At 64.2% G+C, this 16,903-nt stretch carries 17 protein-coding genes; 10 read left to right on the forward strand and 7 right to left on the reverse strand.

Going from position 1 to position 16,903, the window contains the following annotated elements; all coding sequences use genetic code 11:
• The first annotated feature begins 19 nt into the window (after positions 1 to 19).
• The 6 genes from EI983_RS07975 (at position 20) to EI983_RS08000 (ending at position 6,116) form a co-directional block, all read left to right on the forward strand.
• Positions 20 to 412, forward strand: a complete 393-nt coding sequence (locus EI983_RS07975; protein ID WP_157706846.1) for a nuclear transport factor 2 family protein — start codon at positions 20 to 22, stop codon at positions 410 to 412.
• A gap of 44 nt (positions 413 to 456) precedes the next feature.
• On the forward strand, positions 457 to 3,261 hold the full coding sequence (locus EI983_RS07980; protein ID WP_157706847.1) for a bifunctional [glutamine synthetase] adenylyltransferase/[glutamine synthetase]-adenylyl-L-tyrosine phosphorylase: 2,805 nt from the start codon (positions 457 to 459) through the stop codon (positions 3,259 to 3,261).
• Complete coding sequence (locus EI983_RS07985) at positions 3,261 to 3,536, forward strand: hypothetical protein (protein ID WP_198389398.1); 276 nt, start codon at positions 3,261 to 3,263, stop codon at positions 3,534 to 3,536. The genes EI983_RS07980 and EI983_RS07985 overlap by 1 nt, the downstream gene beginning before the upstream one ends.
• A 168-nt stretch (positions 3,537 to 3,704) precedes the next feature.
• Positions 3,705 to 4,331, forward strand: coding sequence for a DUF6778 family protein (locus tag EI983_RS07990; protein ID WP_157706849.1), 627 nt, complete (start codon positions 3,705 to 3,707; stop codon positions 4,329 to 4,331).
• 43 nt (positions 4,332 to 4,374) lie between these two features.
• The gene (locus tag EI983_RS07995) at positions 4,375 to 5,571 is read left to right on the forward strand and encodes an RSP_2647 family RNA methyltransferase (protein WP_157706850.1); all 1,197 of its coding nucleotides are present in this window, start codon (positions 4,375 to 4,377) and stop codon (positions 5,569 to 5,571) included.
• On the forward strand, positions 5,568 to 6,116 hold the full coding sequence (locus EI983_RS08000) for an RSP_2648 family PIN domain-containing protein (protein WP_157706851.1): 549 nt from the start codon (positions 5,568 to 5,570) through the stop codon (positions 6,114 to 6,116). Before EI983_RS07995 ends, EI983_RS08000 begins: the two co-directional genes overlap by 4 nt.
• Before the next feature lie 8 nt (positions 6,117 to 6,124).
• On the opposite strand, the gene EI983_RS08005 is transcribed toward EI983_RS08000, so the two are convergent.
• The 3 genes from EI983_RS08005 to EI983_RS08015 form a co-directional block, all read right to left on the reverse strand.
• Entirely contained in the window at positions 6,125 to 6,811 is a 687-nt protein-coding gene (locus EI983_RS08005; RefSeq protein WP_157706852.1) for a M48 family metalloprotease, read from the reverse strand.
• 91 nt (positions 6,812 to 6,902) lie between these two features.
• A complete protein-coding gene (locus tag EI983_RS08010) occupies positions 6,903 to 8,051 on the reverse strand; it encodes a M24 family metallopeptidase (RefSeq protein ID WP_157706853.1) in 1,149 nt (382 codons plus the stop codon).
• Positions 8,052 to 8,171: 120 nt separating this feature from the next.
• Positions 8,172 to 9,125 carry a radical SAM protein gene (locus EI983_RS08015; protein ID WP_157706854.1) on the reverse strand — a complete coding sequence of 318 codons (954 nt, stop codon included), beginning with the start codon at positions 9,123 to 9,125 and terminating at the stop codon, positions 8,172 to 8,174.
• Between the two features lie 141 nt (positions 9,126 to 9,266).
• On the opposite strand from EI983_RS08015, the gene zwf reads away from it, so the two are divergent.
• The 3 genes from zwf to pgi are packed head-to-tail and all read left to right on the forward strand — an operon-like array spanning position 9,267 to position 13,016.
• Positions 9,267 to 10,718 (forward strand): glucose-6-phosphate dehydrogenase, encoded by a 1,452-nt coding sequence (gene zwf / locus EI983_RS08020; RefSeq protein ID WP_157706855.1) that lies wholly within the window; start codon positions 9,267 to 9,269, stop codon positions 10,716 to 10,718.
• Positions 10,715 to 11,392, forward strand: a complete 678-nt coding sequence (gene pgl / locus EI983_RS08025; protein WP_157706856.1) for a 6-phosphogluconolactonase — start codon at positions 10,715 to 10,717, stop codon at positions 11,390 to 11,392. The genes zwf and pgl overlap by 4 nt, the downstream gene beginning before the upstream one ends.
• Before the next feature lie 22 nt (positions 11,393 to 11,414).
• A complete protein-coding gene (gene pgi / locus EI983_RS08030) occupies positions 11,415 to 13,016 on the forward strand; it encodes a glucose-6-phosphate isomerase (protein ID WP_157706857.1) in 1,602 nt (533 codons plus the stop codon).
• A gap of 9 nt (positions 13,017 to 13,025) precedes the next feature.
• On the opposite strand, the gene EI983_RS08035 is transcribed toward pgi, so the two are convergent.
• Positions 13,026 to 13,451 carry a cupin domain-containing protein gene (locus tag EI983_RS08035; protein ID WP_157706858.1) on the reverse strand — a complete coding sequence of 142 codons (426 nt, stop codon included), beginning with the start codon at positions 13,449 to 13,451 and terminating at the stop codon, positions 13,026 to 13,028.
• A gap of 215 nt (positions 13,452 to 13,666) precedes the next feature.
• Between EI983_RS08035 and EI983_RS08040 the strand changes: the two genes are divergently transcribed.
• Positions 13,667 to 13,936, forward strand: coding sequence for a glycine zipper 2TM domain-containing protein (locus EI983_RS08040; protein ID WP_157706859.1), 270 nt, complete (start codon positions 13,667 to 13,669; stop codon positions 13,934 to 13,936).
• Between the two features lie 73 nt (positions 13,937 to 14,009).
• Here EI983_RS08040 and eno read toward each other — a convergent pair whose 3' ends face one another.
• From eno to EI983_RS08055, 3 genes are all read right to left on the reverse strand, one after another.
• Complete coding sequence (gene eno, locus EI983_RS08045; RefSeq protein ID WP_157706860.1) at positions 14,010 to 15,284, reverse strand: phosphopyruvate hydratase; 1,275 nt, start codon at positions 15,282 to 15,284, stop codon at positions 14,010 to 14,012.
• Between the two features lie 85 nt (positions 15,285 to 15,369).
• Positions 15,370 to 16,251: a DMT family transporter gene (locus tag EI983_RS08050; protein ID WP_157706861.1), complete on the reverse strand. Its 882-nt coding sequence runs from the start codon at positions 16,249 to 16,251 to the stop codon at positions 15,370 to 15,372.
• Positions 16,252 to 16,665, reverse strand: coding sequence for a Fur family transcriptional regulator (locus tag EI983_RS08055; protein ID WP_157706862.1), 414 nt, complete (start codon positions 16,663 to 16,665; stop codon positions 16,252 to 16,254).
• Positions 16,666 to 16,903: the final 238 nt, after the last annotated feature.

Raw genomic sequence — 16,903 nt, forward strand, 5'->3', positions numbered from 1 at the left:
ACCTGAAACACTGCGCGCCATGACACAAGACCAAACCGATCCGTTGCTCGTCACGCTCCTGACCCTTGAACGCCAGGTCTGGGAGGCGCTGCGCCGGGGCGATGCTGCGGCCGATGCGGCATTGCTGAGCGCCGATTTCCTTGGGGTCTATCCCAGTGGATTTGCCGGGCGCGCCGATCATGCGGAGCAGTTGGAAGACGGGCCCAGCGTGGCCGGGTACCGCCTGACCGAGGCCCGTTGCCTGCCCGTGGGCGAGGCGCATGCGATGCTGTGCTACCGGGCGGAATACCGGCGGCCCGGGCAGGCGGAGGAGGAGGCGATGTATGTCAGCTCGCTCTGGCAGCGCGAGGCGGCGGGTTGGCGCAACATCTTCAGCCAGGACACGCCGGTAAGCGATGCCGTTTTGCCCTGAGCATTCGGATTGACGCCATCCGGCCCGCGCCGCATGGTCAGCCCATGAGTTTTGCCGCCCGGATCACCCGTTGCCCCCAACCTTTCGACCCCGAACAGGGGGCGGAGGCGCGCGCGCTGCTGCCCGGGTTGTCCGCCCCTCTGTCTGACCTGATCGCGGGCGCGGGCGGATGCAGCCCATATCTCAAACACCTGATGGAGCGCGAGGCGGATTGGCTGCCTGCCGCGCTTGAGGCCCCGGAAGACGCGGTCGATGCGGTCTGTGCCGCGTTGCGAGAGGTGCCGCCCGATGCGCTGGAACAGGCGTTGCGCCAGGCCAAGCGGCGTGTGGCGCTCATTACCGGGCTGGCGGACCTTGCCGGGGTCTGGCCGTTGGAACTGGTCACCGGCACGCTTACGGCCTTTGCCGATCTGGCCTGCGCGCTGGCCTTGCGCGCCACGGTCGGCGCGGAAATCCGTCGCGGCAAACTGCCGGGGATGAGCGAGGACGATCTTGACACGGCGGGCGGCATGGTCGTGCTGGCGATGGGCAAGATGGGCGCGCATGAGCTGAATTACAGCTCGGATATCGACCTGATCTGCCTCTTTGACGAAACCCGGTTTGACCCCGACGATTATCTTGACGCGCGCGCCAGCTTTGTGCGGGCCACGCGGCGGATGAGCGCCATGCTCAATGACCGCACCGCCGAGGGCTATGTCTTTCGCACTGATCTGCGCCTGCGCCCCGATCCGCAGGTGACGCCCGTCTGCATGGCGATGGCCGGGGCCGAAGCCTATTACGAAAGCCTCGGGCGCACCTGGGAGCGCGCGGCCTATATCAAGGCGCGGCCCTGTGCCGGCGATATCGCCGCCGGAGAGCGCTTTCTGAAAGGGCTGACGCCCTTTGTCTGGCGCAAGCATCTGGATTTTGCCGCGATCGAGGATGCCCATAACATGCGCCTGCGTATCCGCGAGCATAAGGGGCTGGGCGGGGCGCTCAACCTGTCGGGCCACAATATGAAGCTGGGCCGGGGCGGTATCCGCGAGATCGAGTTTTTCACCCAGACACGGCAGATCATCGCCGGGGGGCGCGACCCGTCGCTCAGGGTGCGCGGCACGCTGAAGGGGCTGGTGCGCCTAACCGAGACAGGATGGGTGCCCAAGGACGCTGCCGAGGCGCTGGCCGCGCATTACCGCTTTCACCGCGAGGTCGAGCACCGCTTGCAGATGCTGCGCGACGCGCAGACCCATGTCCTGCCCAATTCGAACGAGGAGTGGGACCGGCTGGCCGCCTTCATGGGCCGTGAGCGAAGCGACCTGGAGGCGGAGCTCAAGGACCGCCTGAACGCGGTGCATGAGATCATTGAACGCTTCTTTGTCCACGAAGAAGGCGAGAAGAGCGACATGCCCGAGCAGGAGGCCGATACAACCGCGCTGGATCGTGACGTGATCGCCCGCTGGCCCAGCTATCCGGCGCTGCGCTCGGCCCGGGCGGTGGAAATCTTCCGCCGGTTGCGGCCTGATATCCTGGCCAGGCTGGCGCACACGGCGCACCCGAACGAGGCGTTGCTGGCCTTTGATGGCTTCCTTGCGGGTCTGCCCGCCGGGGTGCAGGTCTTTTCCATGTTCGAGGCCAATCCGCAGTTGATTGACCTTCTGGTGGATATCGCCGGCACCGCGCCGGAACTGGCCAGCTATCTGTCGCGCCATGCCAATGTGTTTGACGGGGTGATCGCGGGGGCGTTCTTTGCCGATTGGCCGGGGGTGGAGGTGCTTGAAGAGGAACTGCGCGCCAAGCTGGCGGCCGAGGCGGATTACGAAGCCAAGCTGGTCGCCGCCCGGCGCTGGCGCAAGGAATGGCATTTCCGTATCGGGGTGCATCACCTGCGCGGCCTGATAGGGGCCGAGGAAGCAGGCGTGCAATATGCCGATCTGGCGGGGGCGGTGCTGGGCGCGCTCTGGCCCGAGGTGGTGGCGGAGTTCGCGGTCAAGCATGGGCCGCCGCCGGGGCGCGGCGCGGTGGTGCTCGGGATGGGCTCGCTCGGGGCGCGGCGGCTCAATGCGCGCTCCGATCTGGACCTGATCGTGATCTATGACGCCGAAGGCGTCGATGGCTCCGAGGGCCGCCGCCCTCTGGCGACGCGGCCCTATTATGCCCGGCTGACCCAGGCCATGATCACCGCGCTCACCGCTCCGATGGCCGATGGGCGGCTCTATGAGGTCGATATGCGGCTGCGCCCCTCGGGCAATCAGGGGCCGGTGGCGACAAGCTGGCAGTCCTTTCAGGAGTACCAGAACAATGAGGCGTGGGTCTGGGAGCATCTTGCCCTGACCCGTGCCCGTGCGATCGCCGGTCAGGCTGACCTGGCGCGCGATATCGAAGACTTCCGTTGTGCGCTGTTGGCGCGTCCGCGCGATGCCGCTGACACGCTGAAGGATGTCGAGGAGATGCGCGCACGGCTGGAGGCGGCCAAGCCGATGCAGGGCCCTCTCGATGCGCGGCGCGGACCGGGGCGCATGCAGGAGATCGAACTTGTGGCCCAGGCGGGCTGTCTGCTGGCGGGCGAGGCGCGGCGCGACGTGGTGGAAGCACTGGCGGCGGCGGCCGGGGTCGGTTGGCTCACCGCGGCAGAGCGTGACGCCCTGACCCGTGCCTATCACCTGTGCTGGCAGGTGGTGCAGGCCTCGCGGCTTCTGGGGGAGGCACCGCTGGAGGTGTCGCAATTGGGCGCGGGCGCGGCCGCTTTTGTCTTGCGCGAAACCGGATTTGACAGCATCACCGCCTTGGAAGAGGGGCTTAGCCGCGCCTGCGCTGAAGCCGCTGAGGTGGTTCGGACGGTGCTGCTACGCCCACCCGAGGGAGACATGTGATGAAACGCGACCCGTTTGATCCCAAGGATCTGATCCTGGAAAGCTACCGGATCGAGGGCATCACCGAAGGCGAATGCCGGTCGATCTTTCTCGACTGGGCGCTGAGCCTGCCCGACAGCGAGGATACGCAAGGCGCAGTGGCCAAGCTTCTGGGGCTTTATGCGGCGGAGAACCCTGACCATCCTATGACCAAGGTTTTGTCGGAGGCACAGCAGGCCGCGGCCCGGCCAAAGCGGCGCGGCGGCTGGCGTTCGCGCCCGAGGGATCTGCAATAGTCTTGTAAACAAAGAAAAAACTCCATTTCTGTTGCTGTTTCCAAACCGGAAACGCCTTTTTCTGAACCTGAAACAATCACGGTATTGATCTGAATTTGCCTAAATAGCGCCTAAATTCAGGATCAATTTGTCTTCAAACCAGCTGGGCATAAGCCCAAGGAGGAAGACATGAAATATGTACGTCTCATTGCCGCCGTCGCCGCCGCCGCATCCTTGTCGGCCTGTGCCACGGTCGAAACCGCAACGCGGAACGCGCCGCTTGTTCCCGAGGCGGTGCAGCCGGTGAGTGCCGCGCTGAGCATCGCCGCCGTCAACGTGACGGTGCCTTACAGCCTGCGCGCATCCGAGGCGAACTCCTATTACCCGATGGGCGATATCGTCTGGCGCGGAGAGCCGCTGGCCGATCGTCATCAGCAGGTCAAAGCCATCTTCGAGGACGGGCTGAGCAAGGCCGCTGCCAAAACCCAGGGCTCGGTCCCGGTGCAGGTGAATATCGAAGTCTCGCGCTTCCATGCGCTGACCGAAAAGGCCCGCTACACCGTGGGTGGCCGTCATGAGCTGCAGTTCACGATGTTCCTGAGCAACCCCGAGACCGGTCAGGCTTATACCAAGCCGCGCCAGATCGTGACCAACATCAAAGCCTTTGGCGGGGCACGCGCCATTGCCGCAGAGCGTAACGGGATCACCCAGCGCCTGCGCATCACCGACCATATCGGTGAGGTCGTGGCCACCGAACTGGCCGAGGCCGGTGCCGAGATCGCCGCCAACAGCTATGTGTTCGCATCTGTCGAATAACTCTGATCTTTCCTGAGATCGCAAATCGCTTTAAGGGGGCAGCATGACGCTGCCCCCTTTGCCTGTGATCCGCCTGAAACCAAAGGCCAATGCCCGTGCCATCCGGCATGGTGCGCCCTGGGTTTATGACAACGAGATTGTCACCGACCGTCGTACCAAGGCATTGGAGCCGGGGACGATTGCGCTGCTCGAAGACGCGGACCGCAATACTTTGGCAAAGGTGGCCGTCAATCCCAACTCGCGGATCTTCGCCAGGGTGCTGGAGCGCGATCTGAACCTGCCGGTGGATCAGTCCTGGCTTGTCTCCAAGCTGTCTTACGCGCTGGCCATGCGCGAAACCCTCTATGACGCGCCCTATTATCGGCTTGTTCATGCCGAGGCAGACGGCCTGCCGGGGGTGATCATCGACCGGTTCGGCGATGTGGCGGTGATTCAGCCCAACGCGGCCTGGGCGGAACGGTTAGTGTCGGAGCTCTGCGTAGCCCTTCAGCAGGTCACGGGCGTGGCGCATGTGCTCAAGAATGCATCGGGCCGCGCCCGGGGTCTTGAAGGGCTCGATGATGCGAGCGCTGTTCTGGCCGGTACCGCGCCGGACGGTCCCGTGCCCGTGCCGATGAACGGGGCCATTTACATGGCCGATCTGACAGGCGGTCAGAAGACCGGCCTCTTTTTTGACCAGCGCCCCAACCATGCCTTCGCCGCCCGCTTGGCGCGCGGGGGCCGGATGCTTGACGTTTTCTCGCATGTGGGCGGGTTCTCTCTTGCCGCGCTGGCGGGCGGAGCGTCCCGGGCCCTGGCAGTGGACGGCTCCGGCCCGGCGTTGACCCTCGCGCGGGAAGGGGCAGCACAGATGGGACAAACAGATGCGTTCGAGACGCGTCAGGGCGACGCGTTCGAGGTGATGACGGCCTTGCTGGAGGAAGCAGAGCAGTTTGACCTCGTCGTCTGTGATCCGCCGGCCTTTGCGCCCTCGAAAAAGGCTTTGGATGCAGGGCTCAGAGCCTATGAACGGGTGGCGCGGCTGGCAGCTCCACTGGTGAAGCCCGGCGGGTATCTGGGCTTGTGTTCGTGTTCTCACGCCGCCGATCTGGCGAAGTTCCGCACGGCATCGGTGCGCGGCATCGGCCGGGCCGGACGGGCCGCACAGCTTATCCATACGGGCTTTGCCGGGCCGGACCATCCCTTGCATCCGAACCTTGCGGAATCGGGGTATCTCAAATCCCTGTTCTTCCGCCTATGAAGGTGCTGCTGGACACCTGCGTGATCTATCCCACGGTAATGCGCCAGGTGCTGCTCAAAGTGGCCGCACAGGGCCTGTTCACGCCGCTCTGGTCGGCGCGCATCATTGACGAATGGCTTCATGCGGCCCGGAAACTGGGCCCGGAGGGGATCGTGCAGGCCGAAGCGGAGGCCGCGCTTCTGTCGGTGCAGTGGCCCGAGGCCGAGGTGAGCTGGCCTGCCTCGCTGGAGGCGCGGCTCTGGTTGCCGGATCCGGCGGATGTTCACGTGCTTGCTGCGGCGGTTGCGGGCTCTGCTGATGTGATCCTGACGCTGAACGTCAAGGATTTTCCGCGCCACATTCTGGCCGAGGAAGGGCTGAGCCGGGCGGACCCGGACGCGTTTCTGCATGGTATCTGGGACGCACAGCCCGAGCTCGTGGCCGCCGCGGCGGCGGAGGTTCTGGCCGAGGCCAACCGGCTTTCGGGGGCAAGCTGGGACATGCGCGGCCTCATGAAAAAGGCGCGGCTGCCCCGGCTCGGCAAGGCGCTGGCACAGCGGGGATGACATCCCGCCTAAGCCTGTTTCCAGCGGGTCTCCAGCTTTTCGATGGCGGCGATACGCTCGGTCGTTTTGGGGTGGCTCATCAGCCAGGCGGGCATGGCGCCTGCGCGCGACCGCGTCAGCGCTTCGAGCTTTTCAAACAGTGATTTCTGCGGCCCGGTGCCGATGCCCGCGCGGGTGAGCAGGGCGGCGGCATAGGCGTCGGCCTCATATTCGTCGCTGCGCGACAGGCGCGCGGCCAGAAGCGTGGTCAGGGCGTTGGCGATCCAGACGCCGACGCCGGGGATGAAGCGGCTGAGTACCATGGCCAGTGCCGTGCGCAGGGCGTTCTGCCCGGAAAAGTCGATCATGCGCCGCCGGGTATGTCCGAGCGCGACATGACCAAGCTCATGGGCGATGACCGAGGCCATTTCATCTGCGCTGACCTCACCGTTCTGGAATTTGCGGTAAAACCCGCGGGTGATGAAGATACGCCCATCCGGCGCGGCCAGACCGTTGACCGGATCAATCTCGTAGATATGCACGCGGATGCGCGGCAGATCGAGCGCGCGGGCGAGCTTGTCGGTCATCACCTTGAGCATCGGGTCGGCAAGCTCGGTCGATTGCGCATCCAGCTCGCGCCGGGTGCGCCAGGCGGAGAAGTGATACATGGCCAACGCGTAGAGGATGGCCAGCAGGATGGGCATAACCTTGAGCATACCCGGTATATGGGGCCGATCGGGGCAGGGGGCAAGCTCATCGGACCTTCGGCCCGCCTCGCGAAGCCACCCATCAGGGTGGATGAGCGGCTCAGCGCACCAGCAGATCCAGCGGCTGTCGTGACAGCCGTTCCACGCCCGTGTCGGTCACCAGCACCGAATGACCGTAACACATGGCCAGCCCCGCCTCGCTGTCCATCAGGATCATGTGCAGGAAGAAGACCTGCCCCGCCTGCATCAGCAGCGGATTGCCATGATAGAACATCGGGAAATCAACCCAGATCGGGTTGTAAATAGCGCCCATCGCGTAGCCGCACGCCTGGGAACGCGCGTGTTTCAGACCGCCTGCGTCCATCACCCGTGCGTGGGCATCGAACACCTGGCCCATAGGCTCGCCCGGGCGGATCGCCTCTTCGCAGGCGTCCAGCGCGGCGATGGCGGTGGCGTGCATATGGCGTTGGTGATCGTTGGGCTCTCCTATCACCACGGTGCGCATCATCGCGGCGTGATAGCGGGCATAGGCCCCCGACCATTCCCAGGTGATCTGGTCTTGGCGGTCCAGGTGGCGGCGGCCCGAATAGTAGCGGCAGAGAAGCGCGCCCGGGCCTGAGCCGAGGATAAACTCATTGCCCGCATAATCCCCGCCGCCGCGAAACACGGCCCCTTGCATTTCGGCCAGGATATCGCCCTCGAATGCCCCCGGCCCGGTGACCGCGAGCCCGGCATCCATGGCATCGTCGGACAGGGCCGCGGCGCGCCGGTGCATCTCGATCTCGGCCGGGGATTTGATCCGGCGCAGGCTGCGGATCACCTCGGATGCCTCGATCAGGTCGGGCAGGGCCGCGCGCAGCATCTGCCCGTTGAAATCGGTGAGGCCCTGGGTTTTCGATTCAAACCCGATCCGCCCCCCGGCGACGCCCAGCCTGGCGAGAAGCGCCTTGAGGTCATCTGTCGGGTTCGCGCCTTCGACTTCGGTCCAGATATGAATCTCGTCATCTTTCAGCGTGGAGGTCAGCTGTGCCTGGCGCCAGTCGGGCAGGCGGGTCAGCAGATGCAGATCACCCGAGGCGGTAAGCACCAGCGCCTGAAACATGGCAAAGCCGAACGTGTCATAGCCGCAAATCCAGAAATGGCTTTCGGGGGCGAACATGATCAGCGCGTCAAGCTCGGCGTCGATCACCGCTTGGGTGGCGCGGGCCTTGCGGGCGGCATATTCGGCATCGTCAAAGTGAAGCGGCATGCGGGAGCTCCTGAAGAGTGATGGGCCTCCGGCGGGAGTATTTCGGGAACAATGAAAGCCGGAGGCGTTTTCAGGAGAATGGCAGCTGGGGCGGGGCGGAACCGTCTGTTTGCGACACGCCTAGGCGGAACAGGACGCCCCGCCCAGCACACAGAATTTGGCGCAATGGGGGTGGTTGAGGGCCACGTCGCGCTCGGCCTCGGCGAGGGTGGTGCCCAGCTCGAATTGCGGATCGTAGGGCAGCAGGGTGCAGGCCAGCACGGTGGGCGAAGCCGCGCCCTTGCGCTTGACCACCATCCGCGAGGATGAACACATCACCGCATCGGGGGATTTGCCCAGAATGTCCCAGCAGGCGGTGGTGATTTCTGGCACCTCGACCTCTTCGTCCATCTCCGGGAAAAGCACAGTCATTCCAGGGTTTTGCGAATCGATCTTGAAGTTGTGGAGATCATAAAGCGCCTGATAACCCACGCGCGCGTCGCTCTCGCTCTCGCCCCAGACGGTGCGGCCCGCCACGGCCATGCGGATGCCGACGTCACGCAACCATTCCATCCCTTCGAGCGTGCGGGCAAAAGCCCCTTTGCCGCGCTCGGCGTCATGCAGCGCTTCGGACCAGTGATCGACCGAGATGCGCAGGGTCAGCTTGCCCGGATAGGCGGCGTTCAACTCGATCAGCCCGGCCTGCACGCGTTTGCGCATCATCGGGCGCATGGCGTTGGTAAGGATGAGCACGTCATACCCCCGCTCAAGGGCGGCGCCCGCAAGGCCGATCATCTCGGGGTTCATGAAAGGCTCGCCCCCGGTAAAGCCGATCTCGCGAATGGGCCAGCCGCGCGTCTCGATCTGATCGAGGTAGTCGCGCAGCTCGGGCTCCGAAATATAGACCAGCCGGTCATTTTCGGGAGAGCTTTCGATATAGCAATTGGCGCAGGTGATATTGCACAGCGTGCCGGTGTTGAACCACAGCGTCTCGGGGTGGCTGAGCGCCACGGTGGCGCGCGGCTCGCCCTTGGCGGTCACGGCGGGGTCTTTGAATTTGCCCAGATTGGCCTGGCCCGGCAGGGTGTCTTTCATTGCGTCTTCCTTCGCCTCACAGGACCGGCGTAACGACTTGTTGATCATAAGAAAACCCAAGGTTAGCCCGCTGACACCATTGTGAACGCAACTCAGCGTGGTAGAGTCCGCGCAAAGGCAGCCTTTTCAGTGGAGTTAACCATGGTCTCGCGCGTCATCCCGGTGGAGCCGTTTGACCTTGTCATCATCGGTGGCACGGGTGATCTGGCGCGTCGCAAGATCCTGCCTGCGCTGTTCCGGCGGTATCTGGCCGGGCAGATGGGCAAGGGCAGTCAGGTGATCGGCGCGGCCCGCACCGAGATGGATACGGAGGCCTATCGCCAGATGGTCAGCGAGGCGATTGCCGAATTTGGCGGGGCCGAGGCAAAGAACAAGACCGGTCTGAAGAAATTTCTGGCGCTGATCAGCTACATCACCCTTGATGCCAAGGGCGACACGGGCTGGGAGGCGCTGCACGATGCGGTGCAGACTGACCACGTTCGGGCGTTCTATTTCTCGGTCGGGCCGAGCCTGTTCGGTGATCTTGCCAAGCGGCTGCAAAAGCATGGCATGGCCGATGATCAGTGCCGCATCGTGGTGGAAAAGCCCTTTGGCCGGGACCTGGCCAGTGCGCGCGAGCTGAACAAGGTGCTGGCGCGCTATTTCGATGAAAGCCAGATCTACCGGATCGACCATTACCTGGGCAAGGAAACGGTGCAGAACCTGATGGCGGTGCGCTTTGGCAATATGCTGTTCGAGCCTCTGTGGAACAGCCAGTACGTGGACCATATCCAGATCACGGTGGCCGAATCCGTCGGCGTCGGCGGGCGTGGCGAATACTATGACCGCTCGGGCGCCATGCGCGACATGATGCAGAATCACCTGATGCAGCTCTTTTGCCTGATCGCGATGGAGCCGCCCGCCAAGTTCGACCCCGACTCGGTGCGCGACGAGAAGCTCAAGGTCATTCGCGCGCTCGACCCGCTCAGGCCCGAGAATATCGTGCGTGGACAATACGAGGCGACGGAGACGCGCCCGAGTTACCGCAAGCAGGTGGAGAACCGCGACAGCACGACCGAAAGTTTCGTGGCGCTCAAGGCCAATATCTCCAACTGGCGGTGGGCCGGCACGCCATTCTATCTGCGCACGGGCAAACGGCTGAGAGAGCGGGCGAGCGAGATCGCCGTGGTGTTCAAGGACGCGCCGCATTCGATCTTTGGCGAAGACGCCGGGCGGCACCGCAATATCCTGACGATCAAGCTGCAACCCAATGAGGGGATCGAGCTGGGCGTGACCATCAAGGAACCGGGGCCGGGGGGCATGCGGCTGATCGATGTGCCGCTGGATATGACCTTCGCCGAGGCGCTGGGGCCGGATCAGGCGGATTTTCCGGATGCCTATGAACGGCTGATCATGGATGTGATCCGGGGCAATCAGACGCTGTTCATGCGCGGGGACGAGGTGGAGGCCGCCTGGGCCTGGACCGATCCGATCATCGCGGAATTCAAGGAGGGCGAGCCGCCCTTGCCCTATGCCACGGGCAGTTCCGGCCCGGATGAGGCGCTGGCACTTATTCACCGCGACGGGCGCGCCTGGAGGGAGATCAAGGCATGACGATATTCCGAGAATACCCTGATGCCGAAATGATGGCGATCGACGTGGCCAACCAGTTGGCGGGAGAGCTGACCTCGGCGCTGGATCATGAGGAGCGGGTGCTCTTCGTGGTGCCGGGGGGCAGCACGCCGGGGCCGATCTTTGACGATCTGTGCGACGCCGATCTCGACTGGTCCCGTGTCGATGTCCTGTTGAGTGACGAGCGCTGGTTGCCGCAGGTGCATGTGCGCTCCAACACACGGCTGATCACCGAACGGCTGCTGACGGGCCGGGCGGCGGCCGCGCGCCATCTGCCGCTCTATGCCCCTGCGCACCAGCCCGAGGAGGTGCTGGCAGACCTTGAGGCCAATATCGTACCCAACCTTCCGATTGGTGTCTGCCTTTTGGGCATGGGCGCGGATATGCACACGGCATCCCTGTTTCCCGGCGGGGATAACCTGGCCGCCGCTCTTGACCGGCATGCGCCGGTCCTGATGCCGATCCGGGCCAAGGACGCGCCCGAGCCGCGTCTGACGCTGACGGCGCGGGTGCTGAACGAAGCGTTGGCCAAACATGTGGTGATCACGGGACAGGCCAAGCGCGCGGCGTTCGATCGCGCCAGAGGGCTCTCGCCCGAAAAGGCCCCCATTCGTGCGGTTCTTGACGGGGCCACGGTGCATTGGGCTCCGGAATGAAGGAGTGAGTGAGGCTTGGCGGATGTTTGACAGGCTGAAAGCGCAGGCCGGGGAGCTGACGGATACGGATATCCTCAGCCTGTTCGAGGACGAAAGCCGCGCCGAGACCTTCTCGGTGCGCTTTGACGGGATGCTGTTCGACTATTCCAAAACCCGGATGACGGGCGCGGTGCGGGACAGCCTTTTGGCCTTGGCCGTATCGCGGGGCGTGGCCGCCCGGCGTGATGCGATGTTCGCAGGTGCACCGATCAATGAAACCGAAGGCCGCGCGGTGCTGCATACGGCGCTGCGCAACCTGAACGGTGGGCCGGTCGAGGTTGACGGGCAGGACGTGATGCCGGAGGTGCGCAACACGCTGTCCCGTATGGAGCGGTTTTCGGAGCAGATCCGCTCCGGCGGGTACAGAGGGCAGGGCGGCGCGATCACCGACGTGGTCAATATCGGCATCGGCGGGTCGCATCTTGGCCCCGAGATGGCGACGCTGGCGCTGTCGCCTTACCATGACGGGCCGCGCTGTCATTTCGTTGCGAATGTGGACGGCGCGGATATCACCGACACGCTGAAGGGGCTCGACCCAGCAACGACCCTGGTCATTGTCGCCTCGAAAAGCTTCACCACCATCGAGACGATGACCAATGCCGAAACCGCGCGCGCCTGGATGGCGCAGGCGGTTGATGATCCGGCCGCTCAATTCGTGGCGCTCTCTACGGCCGAAGAGAAAACCGCGCAGTTCGGCATTCCGCCGGAGCGGGTTTTTGGCTTTGAGGACTGGGTTGGCGGGCGCTACTCGATTTGGGGGCCTATTGGCCTGAGCCTGATGATCGCCATCGGGCCGACGCGCTTCCGCGAGATGCTTGCGGGCGGCGAGGCGATGGACCGGCATTTCCGCGATGCCCCGGCGGTTGAGAATATGCCGATGATGCTGGCCCTGACCGGGCTCTGGCATTCCCATGCCTGCGGCTATGCCACCCGCGCGGTGCTGCCTTATGATCAGCGCCTTGCACGGCTGCCGGCCTATTTCCAGCAGTTGGAAATGGAATCGAACGGCAAGGGCGTGACCATGGCGGGCGCGGCGGCCCCGCGCACCGGGCCGGTGGTCTGGGGCGAGCCGGGCACCAACGGGCAACACGCCTTCTATCAGCTCATCCACCAGGGCACGCAGGTCATCCCGTGCGAATTCATAGTGGCGGCACAAGGCCACGAGCCGGCGCTTGCGCATCATCACCGGCTGCTTGTGGCCAACTGTCTTGCGCAATCCGAGGCGCTGATGCGGGGGCGGTCGCTTGACGTGGCGCGGGCGCTCATGACGGAGAAGGGATTTCAGGGCGAAGAACTGGAGCGTCAGGCGGCGCATCGCGTGTTCCCGGGCAACCGGCCTTCGACGACGCTGCTCTATGACCGGCTGACGCCCTACCGGCTGGGTCAGATCATCGCGCTTTATGAACACCGCGTGTTCGTCGAAGGGGTGATCTTGGGGATCAACTCTTTCGATCAATGGGGCGTGGAACTGGGCAAGGTGTTGGCGGTAGAGCTCGAGCCGGTGTTGCGCGGAGACGCCCCGGCGGACGGCAAGGACGGCTCGACCCGCGCGCTCGTGAATTTTGTCCGTGGGTCAGAAGACTGAACCTGGCGGTTATGCCTTCTGTGGGATGTCAAACCCCGGCGGGGCGAGCGTGAACCCGTCAAACTCGAACCCCGGCGAGACGGTGCAGCTGACCAGCGTCCAGTCCCCCGTTGTGCGCGCCTTTTGCCAGTGGCCGGGCGGGACGATGACTTGAGGACGTTCCCCTGCGGGCAGGTCCTGGCCAAGCCGCTCATTCCATGCAGGCCCGGTATCGGACGCAGATAGCGACAGGACCAGCGGCGCCCCGGCATGAAAATGCCAGATCTCGGTCGCGTCGACCTTATGCCAGTGGTTGTTTTCATGGCCCTGAAGCAAGAAATAAATCGCCGTGCCGCTGGGGCGGCTGTCGCCTTCGGCCCGCCAGGTTTCCACGAAATGCCCGCCCTCGGGATGCGGCTCAAGGCCAAGTGTTTCGATGATGTCTTGCGCGCTCATGGTCATGGCGCGGTCATGCCACGGTTCGGCGCATGAGGCAATCGCCCGCACTCCGAAACGCCTTGCCCATCGCATTTGATCAGAGCGAATTCCTGCTGTGGTCTGGCGGCGGAATGTCGCTTATCCTGGTCGTGCCCCGTGCAAAGACGCAGTCAGCGCGCGGATTGGGCGATATGGTTCCCATAGGCACAACACCACTCGAAAAGGAGAGGCAAATGAGCAAGTTGAACGTGATGGTAGCAGGGGTTTGCCTGATGGCGCTGACCGCCTGTGGCGGCGGCCCGGCAGCGCGGACCGCGGTCGGTGCGGCTGGCGGGGCGGCGGCAGGCTATGCCGCGGCGGACCTGTTGGGCGCCGATAGCGACTGGAAGATCATCGGTGCCCTGAGCGGGGCTGCCGCCGGCACCCTGATCGCCCGGAATTCCCGTAACGGGCGCTGCGCGTATTCCGACGGCAAAGGCGGGTATTACAAGCGCCGCTGCTGAAGCTAATACAGCCCGGACATTGAAAAAGGGCGCGGGGGTCTTTCCCGCGCCCTTCGTGTTGGCCTCTTTCCGATCAGCGCAGGATCGAGCGCCCGGCATAGAGGGCGGTTTCGCCCAGGGCTTCCTCGATGCGGATAAGCTGGTTGTACTTCGCCAGCCGGTCCGAGCGCGCAAGCGAGCCGGTCTTGATCTGTCCGCAATTCGTGGCCACGGCCAGATCGGCGATGGTGCTGTCCTCGGTCTCGCCCGAACGGTGTGACATGACGTTGGTCATGCGTGCCCGATGGGCCATGTCCACCGCCTTCAGCGTTTCCGTCAGGCTGCCGATCTGGTTGACCTTGACCAGCATGGAGTTGGCCGCCTTGCGCTCGATCCCCTGAGCCAGACGCTCCGGGTTGGTGACAAACAAATCATCCCCGACAAGCTGCACCTTGCCGCCCAGGGCCTCGGTCAGCGCGATCCAGCCGTCCCAGTCATCCTCGGACATGCCGTCTTCGATCGAGATGATCGGATAGTCCTTCACTAGTGCTTCGAGATAGGCGACGTTCTCGTCCGAACTCAGTGTTTTTCCTTCGCCAGCAAGGACATATTTGCCGTCCTTGAAGTATTCCGTGGCGGCGCAATCGAGGGCCAGATAGATGTCCTCGCCCGGCTTGTAGCCTGCCTTCTCGATGGATTTGAGGATGAAATCGAGCGCTTCGCGGGTTGAGGCGATATTGGGGGCAAAGCCGCCCTCGTCACCGATCCCGGTGCTCAGCCCGGCGGCGCTGAGCTCTTTCTTGAGCGTATGAAACACCTCTGCGCCCATGCGCACCGCGTCGCGGATGCTGTCGGCCGCCACGGGCATGATCATGAATTCCTGAATGTCGATCGGGTTGTCGGCATGCTCGCCGCCATTGATGATGTTCATCATCGGCACGGGCAGTACGCGGGCCTGCGTGCCGCCGACATAGCGAAACAGGGGCTGCGTGGTGAAATCCGCTGCCGCCTTGGCATTGGCAAGGCTCACACCCAGAATGGCATTGGCCCCAAGACGGCCCTTGTTGGCGGTGCCGTCCAGTTCGATCATCGCCTCGTCGATGGCCACCTGCTCGGTCGCGTCGAACCCGACCAGCGCATCGGCGATCTCGCCATTCACCGCCGCCACGGCCTCCAGCACGCCCTTGCCCATATAGCGGCTCTTGTCGCCATCCCGGCGCTCGACCGCCTCATAGGCCCCGGTCGAGGCCCCCGAGGGGACGGCGGCGCGGCCCATCGTGCCGTCTTCGAGGATCACATCCACCTCCACCGTCGGGTTGCCCCGGCTATCGAGGATTTCGCGGGCGTGAATGTCGATGATGGTGCTCATGGGGGGCATCCTTGGCTGGTGAAAATCGGTCTGGCTGTCCCATATCAAGCCCAGCGGAAGATGCAACTGCGGCAGATGGCGCGGCTCAGGCCTGCAAGGCGGCCCGCCGGGCCAGGCGACGCTCGCGCAGAACCGTGTAAAGCCCGGTGGCAATGATCAGGACCGCCCCCGTCAGGGTCAGCGTATCGGGGCGCTCGCTGAACACCAGAATGCCCGCGATGATCGAAAACAAAAGGCGCGTGTAGCGGAACGGGGTGACCACTGACGCCTCGCCGATCCGCATACCCGACACGATCCCGTAATAGCCGATGGCACTGAAGATCAGCGCACCGAGGATCATCAACTGCTCATGGCCGGTCATGGGGCGATACTCACCGCCGGTGGCCATCAGAAGCAGGGGCCCCGCCACGATCAGCGCCGAGAAGGCCTGAAAAGAGACAACGGTGCTGTCTACGGCCACATCCATGCGCCGCGTGATCAGGTCGCGCGTGGCCACGCAGAGCACGGCGATGACCACCAGAAGCGCCTCGGGCTGAAACCCGTCCAGACCGGGCCGGATGATCAGCAGGACGCCGCAGAAGCCCACGAGGATAGCGCTCCACCGCCGCCAGCCCACATCTTCGCCCAGAAACAGCGCGGCCCCCAGGGTGATGACAAGCGGGGTCGCCTGAAAGACGGCGGCAACAACCGACAGATCAACCAGCGACAGCGAGGTGGAAAAGGCCATGGCGGCACAGGCCTCTGCCAGCATCCGCCACAAAAACGGCCCGCGCCAGGCCGCACGCGCAAAAAGCCGCTTGCGGCGCAGCAGGGCTGCCACCGCAAAGATCGCGCCACTTCCAACCCCGATCAGCAGCAGGATCTGACCCACCGCGATGGTGCTGGAAAGCTGCTTGATGAACACATCCTCGATCGTGAAGGCGAGCATCGCCAGGAGGATGAAAAGGATCCCGCGCAGATTGTCCAATCAGTCGCCCTTCTTGGGCACGCCGTAAAGCTCCAGCCGATGCCCGATCAGCCGGTAGCCCAGCTTCTCGGCGATCTTTTCCTGCAGGGCTTCGATCTCGGGGTCGACAAACTCGATCACATCGCCGGAATTCATGTCGATCAGGTGGTCATGGTGATCGCGCTCGGCATCTTCATAACGCGCGCGCCCGTCTCCGAATTCCAGCTTGTCGAGAATGCCCGCCTCTTCAAAGAGCTTGACGGTGCGATAGACCGTTGCAATGGAAATGCCCGCATCGCGCGCCACGGCCCTTGTATAGAGCTCTTCCACATCGGGGTGATCGTCTGAATCCTCCAGGACGCTCGCGATGGTGCGGCGCTGGTCGGTCATGCGCAGGCCCTTGGCCTCGCAGCGGTCGATGATCGTGTCTGGCATGCTCTGCCCCCGGGAACTGTCGCCGTTAGGGGATAAACATCTCTGCCACGGGTTTCCACCCATTTTGACCTAAACGGTTGACTTATGCGCGCCGGGGGGCCATGTGACGCGCAACCGACGCTTCCTGCCGCGTGAGCAGATCAGCCCCATGGATAGGGGCCAATGAGAAAAACGAAGCGTTGCGGATATGTTCCCAAAATCACGCGTGGGGCCAGACGCCGGATCAGCCGGGTGCAGG

The sequence above is a fragment of the Roseovarius faecimaris genome (assembly GCF_009762325.1).
In the GTDB taxonomy this organism is placed as follows: domain Bacteria; phylum Pseudomonadota; class Alphaproteobacteria; order Rhodobacterales; family Rhodobacteraceae; genus Roseovarius; species Roseovarius faecimaris.

Bases quoted from the DNA above. Each gene is read 5' to 3' on its own strand.
- EI983_RS07975 (WP_157706846.1), top strand. From the start codon at position 20: ATGACACAAGACCAAACCGATCCGTTGCTCGTCACGCTCCTGACCCTT.
- EI983_RS08055 (WP_157706862.1), bottom strand. From the start codon at position 16,665: ATGCCAGACACGATCATCGACCGCTGCGAGGCCAAGGGCCTGCGCATG.
- EI983_RS08040 (WP_157706859.1), top strand. From the start codon at position 13,667: ATGAGCAAGTTGAACGTGATGGTAGCAGGGGTTTGCCTGATGGCGCTG.
- pgi (WP_157706857.1), top strand. From the start codon at position 11,415: ATGTTTGACAGGCTGAAAGCGCAGGCCGGGGAGCTGACGGATACGGAT.
- EI983_RS08005 (WP_157706852.1), bottom strand. From the start codon at position 6,811: ATGCTCAAGGTTATGCCCATCCTGCTGGCCATCCTCTACGCGTTGGCC.
- EI983_RS08010 (WP_157706853.1), bottom strand. From the start codon at position 8,051: ATGCCGCTTCACTTTGACGATGCCGAATATGCCGCCCGCAAGGCCCGC.
- EI983_RS08000 (WP_157706851.1), top strand. From the start codon at position 5,568: ATGAAGGTGCTGCTGGACACCTGCGTGATCTATCCCACGGTAATGCGC.
- EI983_RS08035 (WP_157706858.1), bottom strand. From the start codon at position 13,451: ATGAGCGCGCAAGACATCATCGAAACACTTGGCCTTGAGCCGCATCCC.
- eno (WP_157706860.1), bottom strand. From the start codon at position 15,284: ATGAGCACCATCATCGACATTCACGCCCGCGAAATCCTCGATAGCCGG.
- EI983_RS08015 (WP_157706854.1), bottom strand. From the start codon at position 9,125: ATGAAAGACACCCTGCCGGGCCAGGCCAATCTGGGCAAATTCAAAGAC.
- zwf (WP_157706855.1), top strand. From the start codon at position 9,267: ATGGTCTCGCGCGTCATCCCGGTGGAGCCGTTTGACCTTGTCATCATC.
- EI983_RS07980 (WP_157706847.1), top strand. From the start codon at position 457: ATGAGTTTTGCCGCCCGGATCACCCGTTGCCCCCAACCTTTCGACCCC.
- EI983_RS07995 (WP_157706850.1), top strand. From the start codon at position 4,375: ATGACGCTGCCCCCTTTGCCTGTGATCCGCCTGAAACCAAAGGCCAAT.
- pgl (WP_157706856.1), top strand. From the start codon at position 10,715: ATGACGATATTCCGAGAATACCCTGATGCCGAAATGATGGCGATCGAC.
- EI983_RS07985 (WP_198389398.1), top strand. From the start codon at position 3,261: ATGAAACGCGACCCGTTTGATCCCAAGGATCTGATCCTGGAAAGCTAC.
- EI983_RS07990 (WP_157706849.1), top strand. From the start codon at position 3,705: ATGAAATATGTACGTCTCATTGCCGCCGTCGCCGCCGCCGCATCCTTG.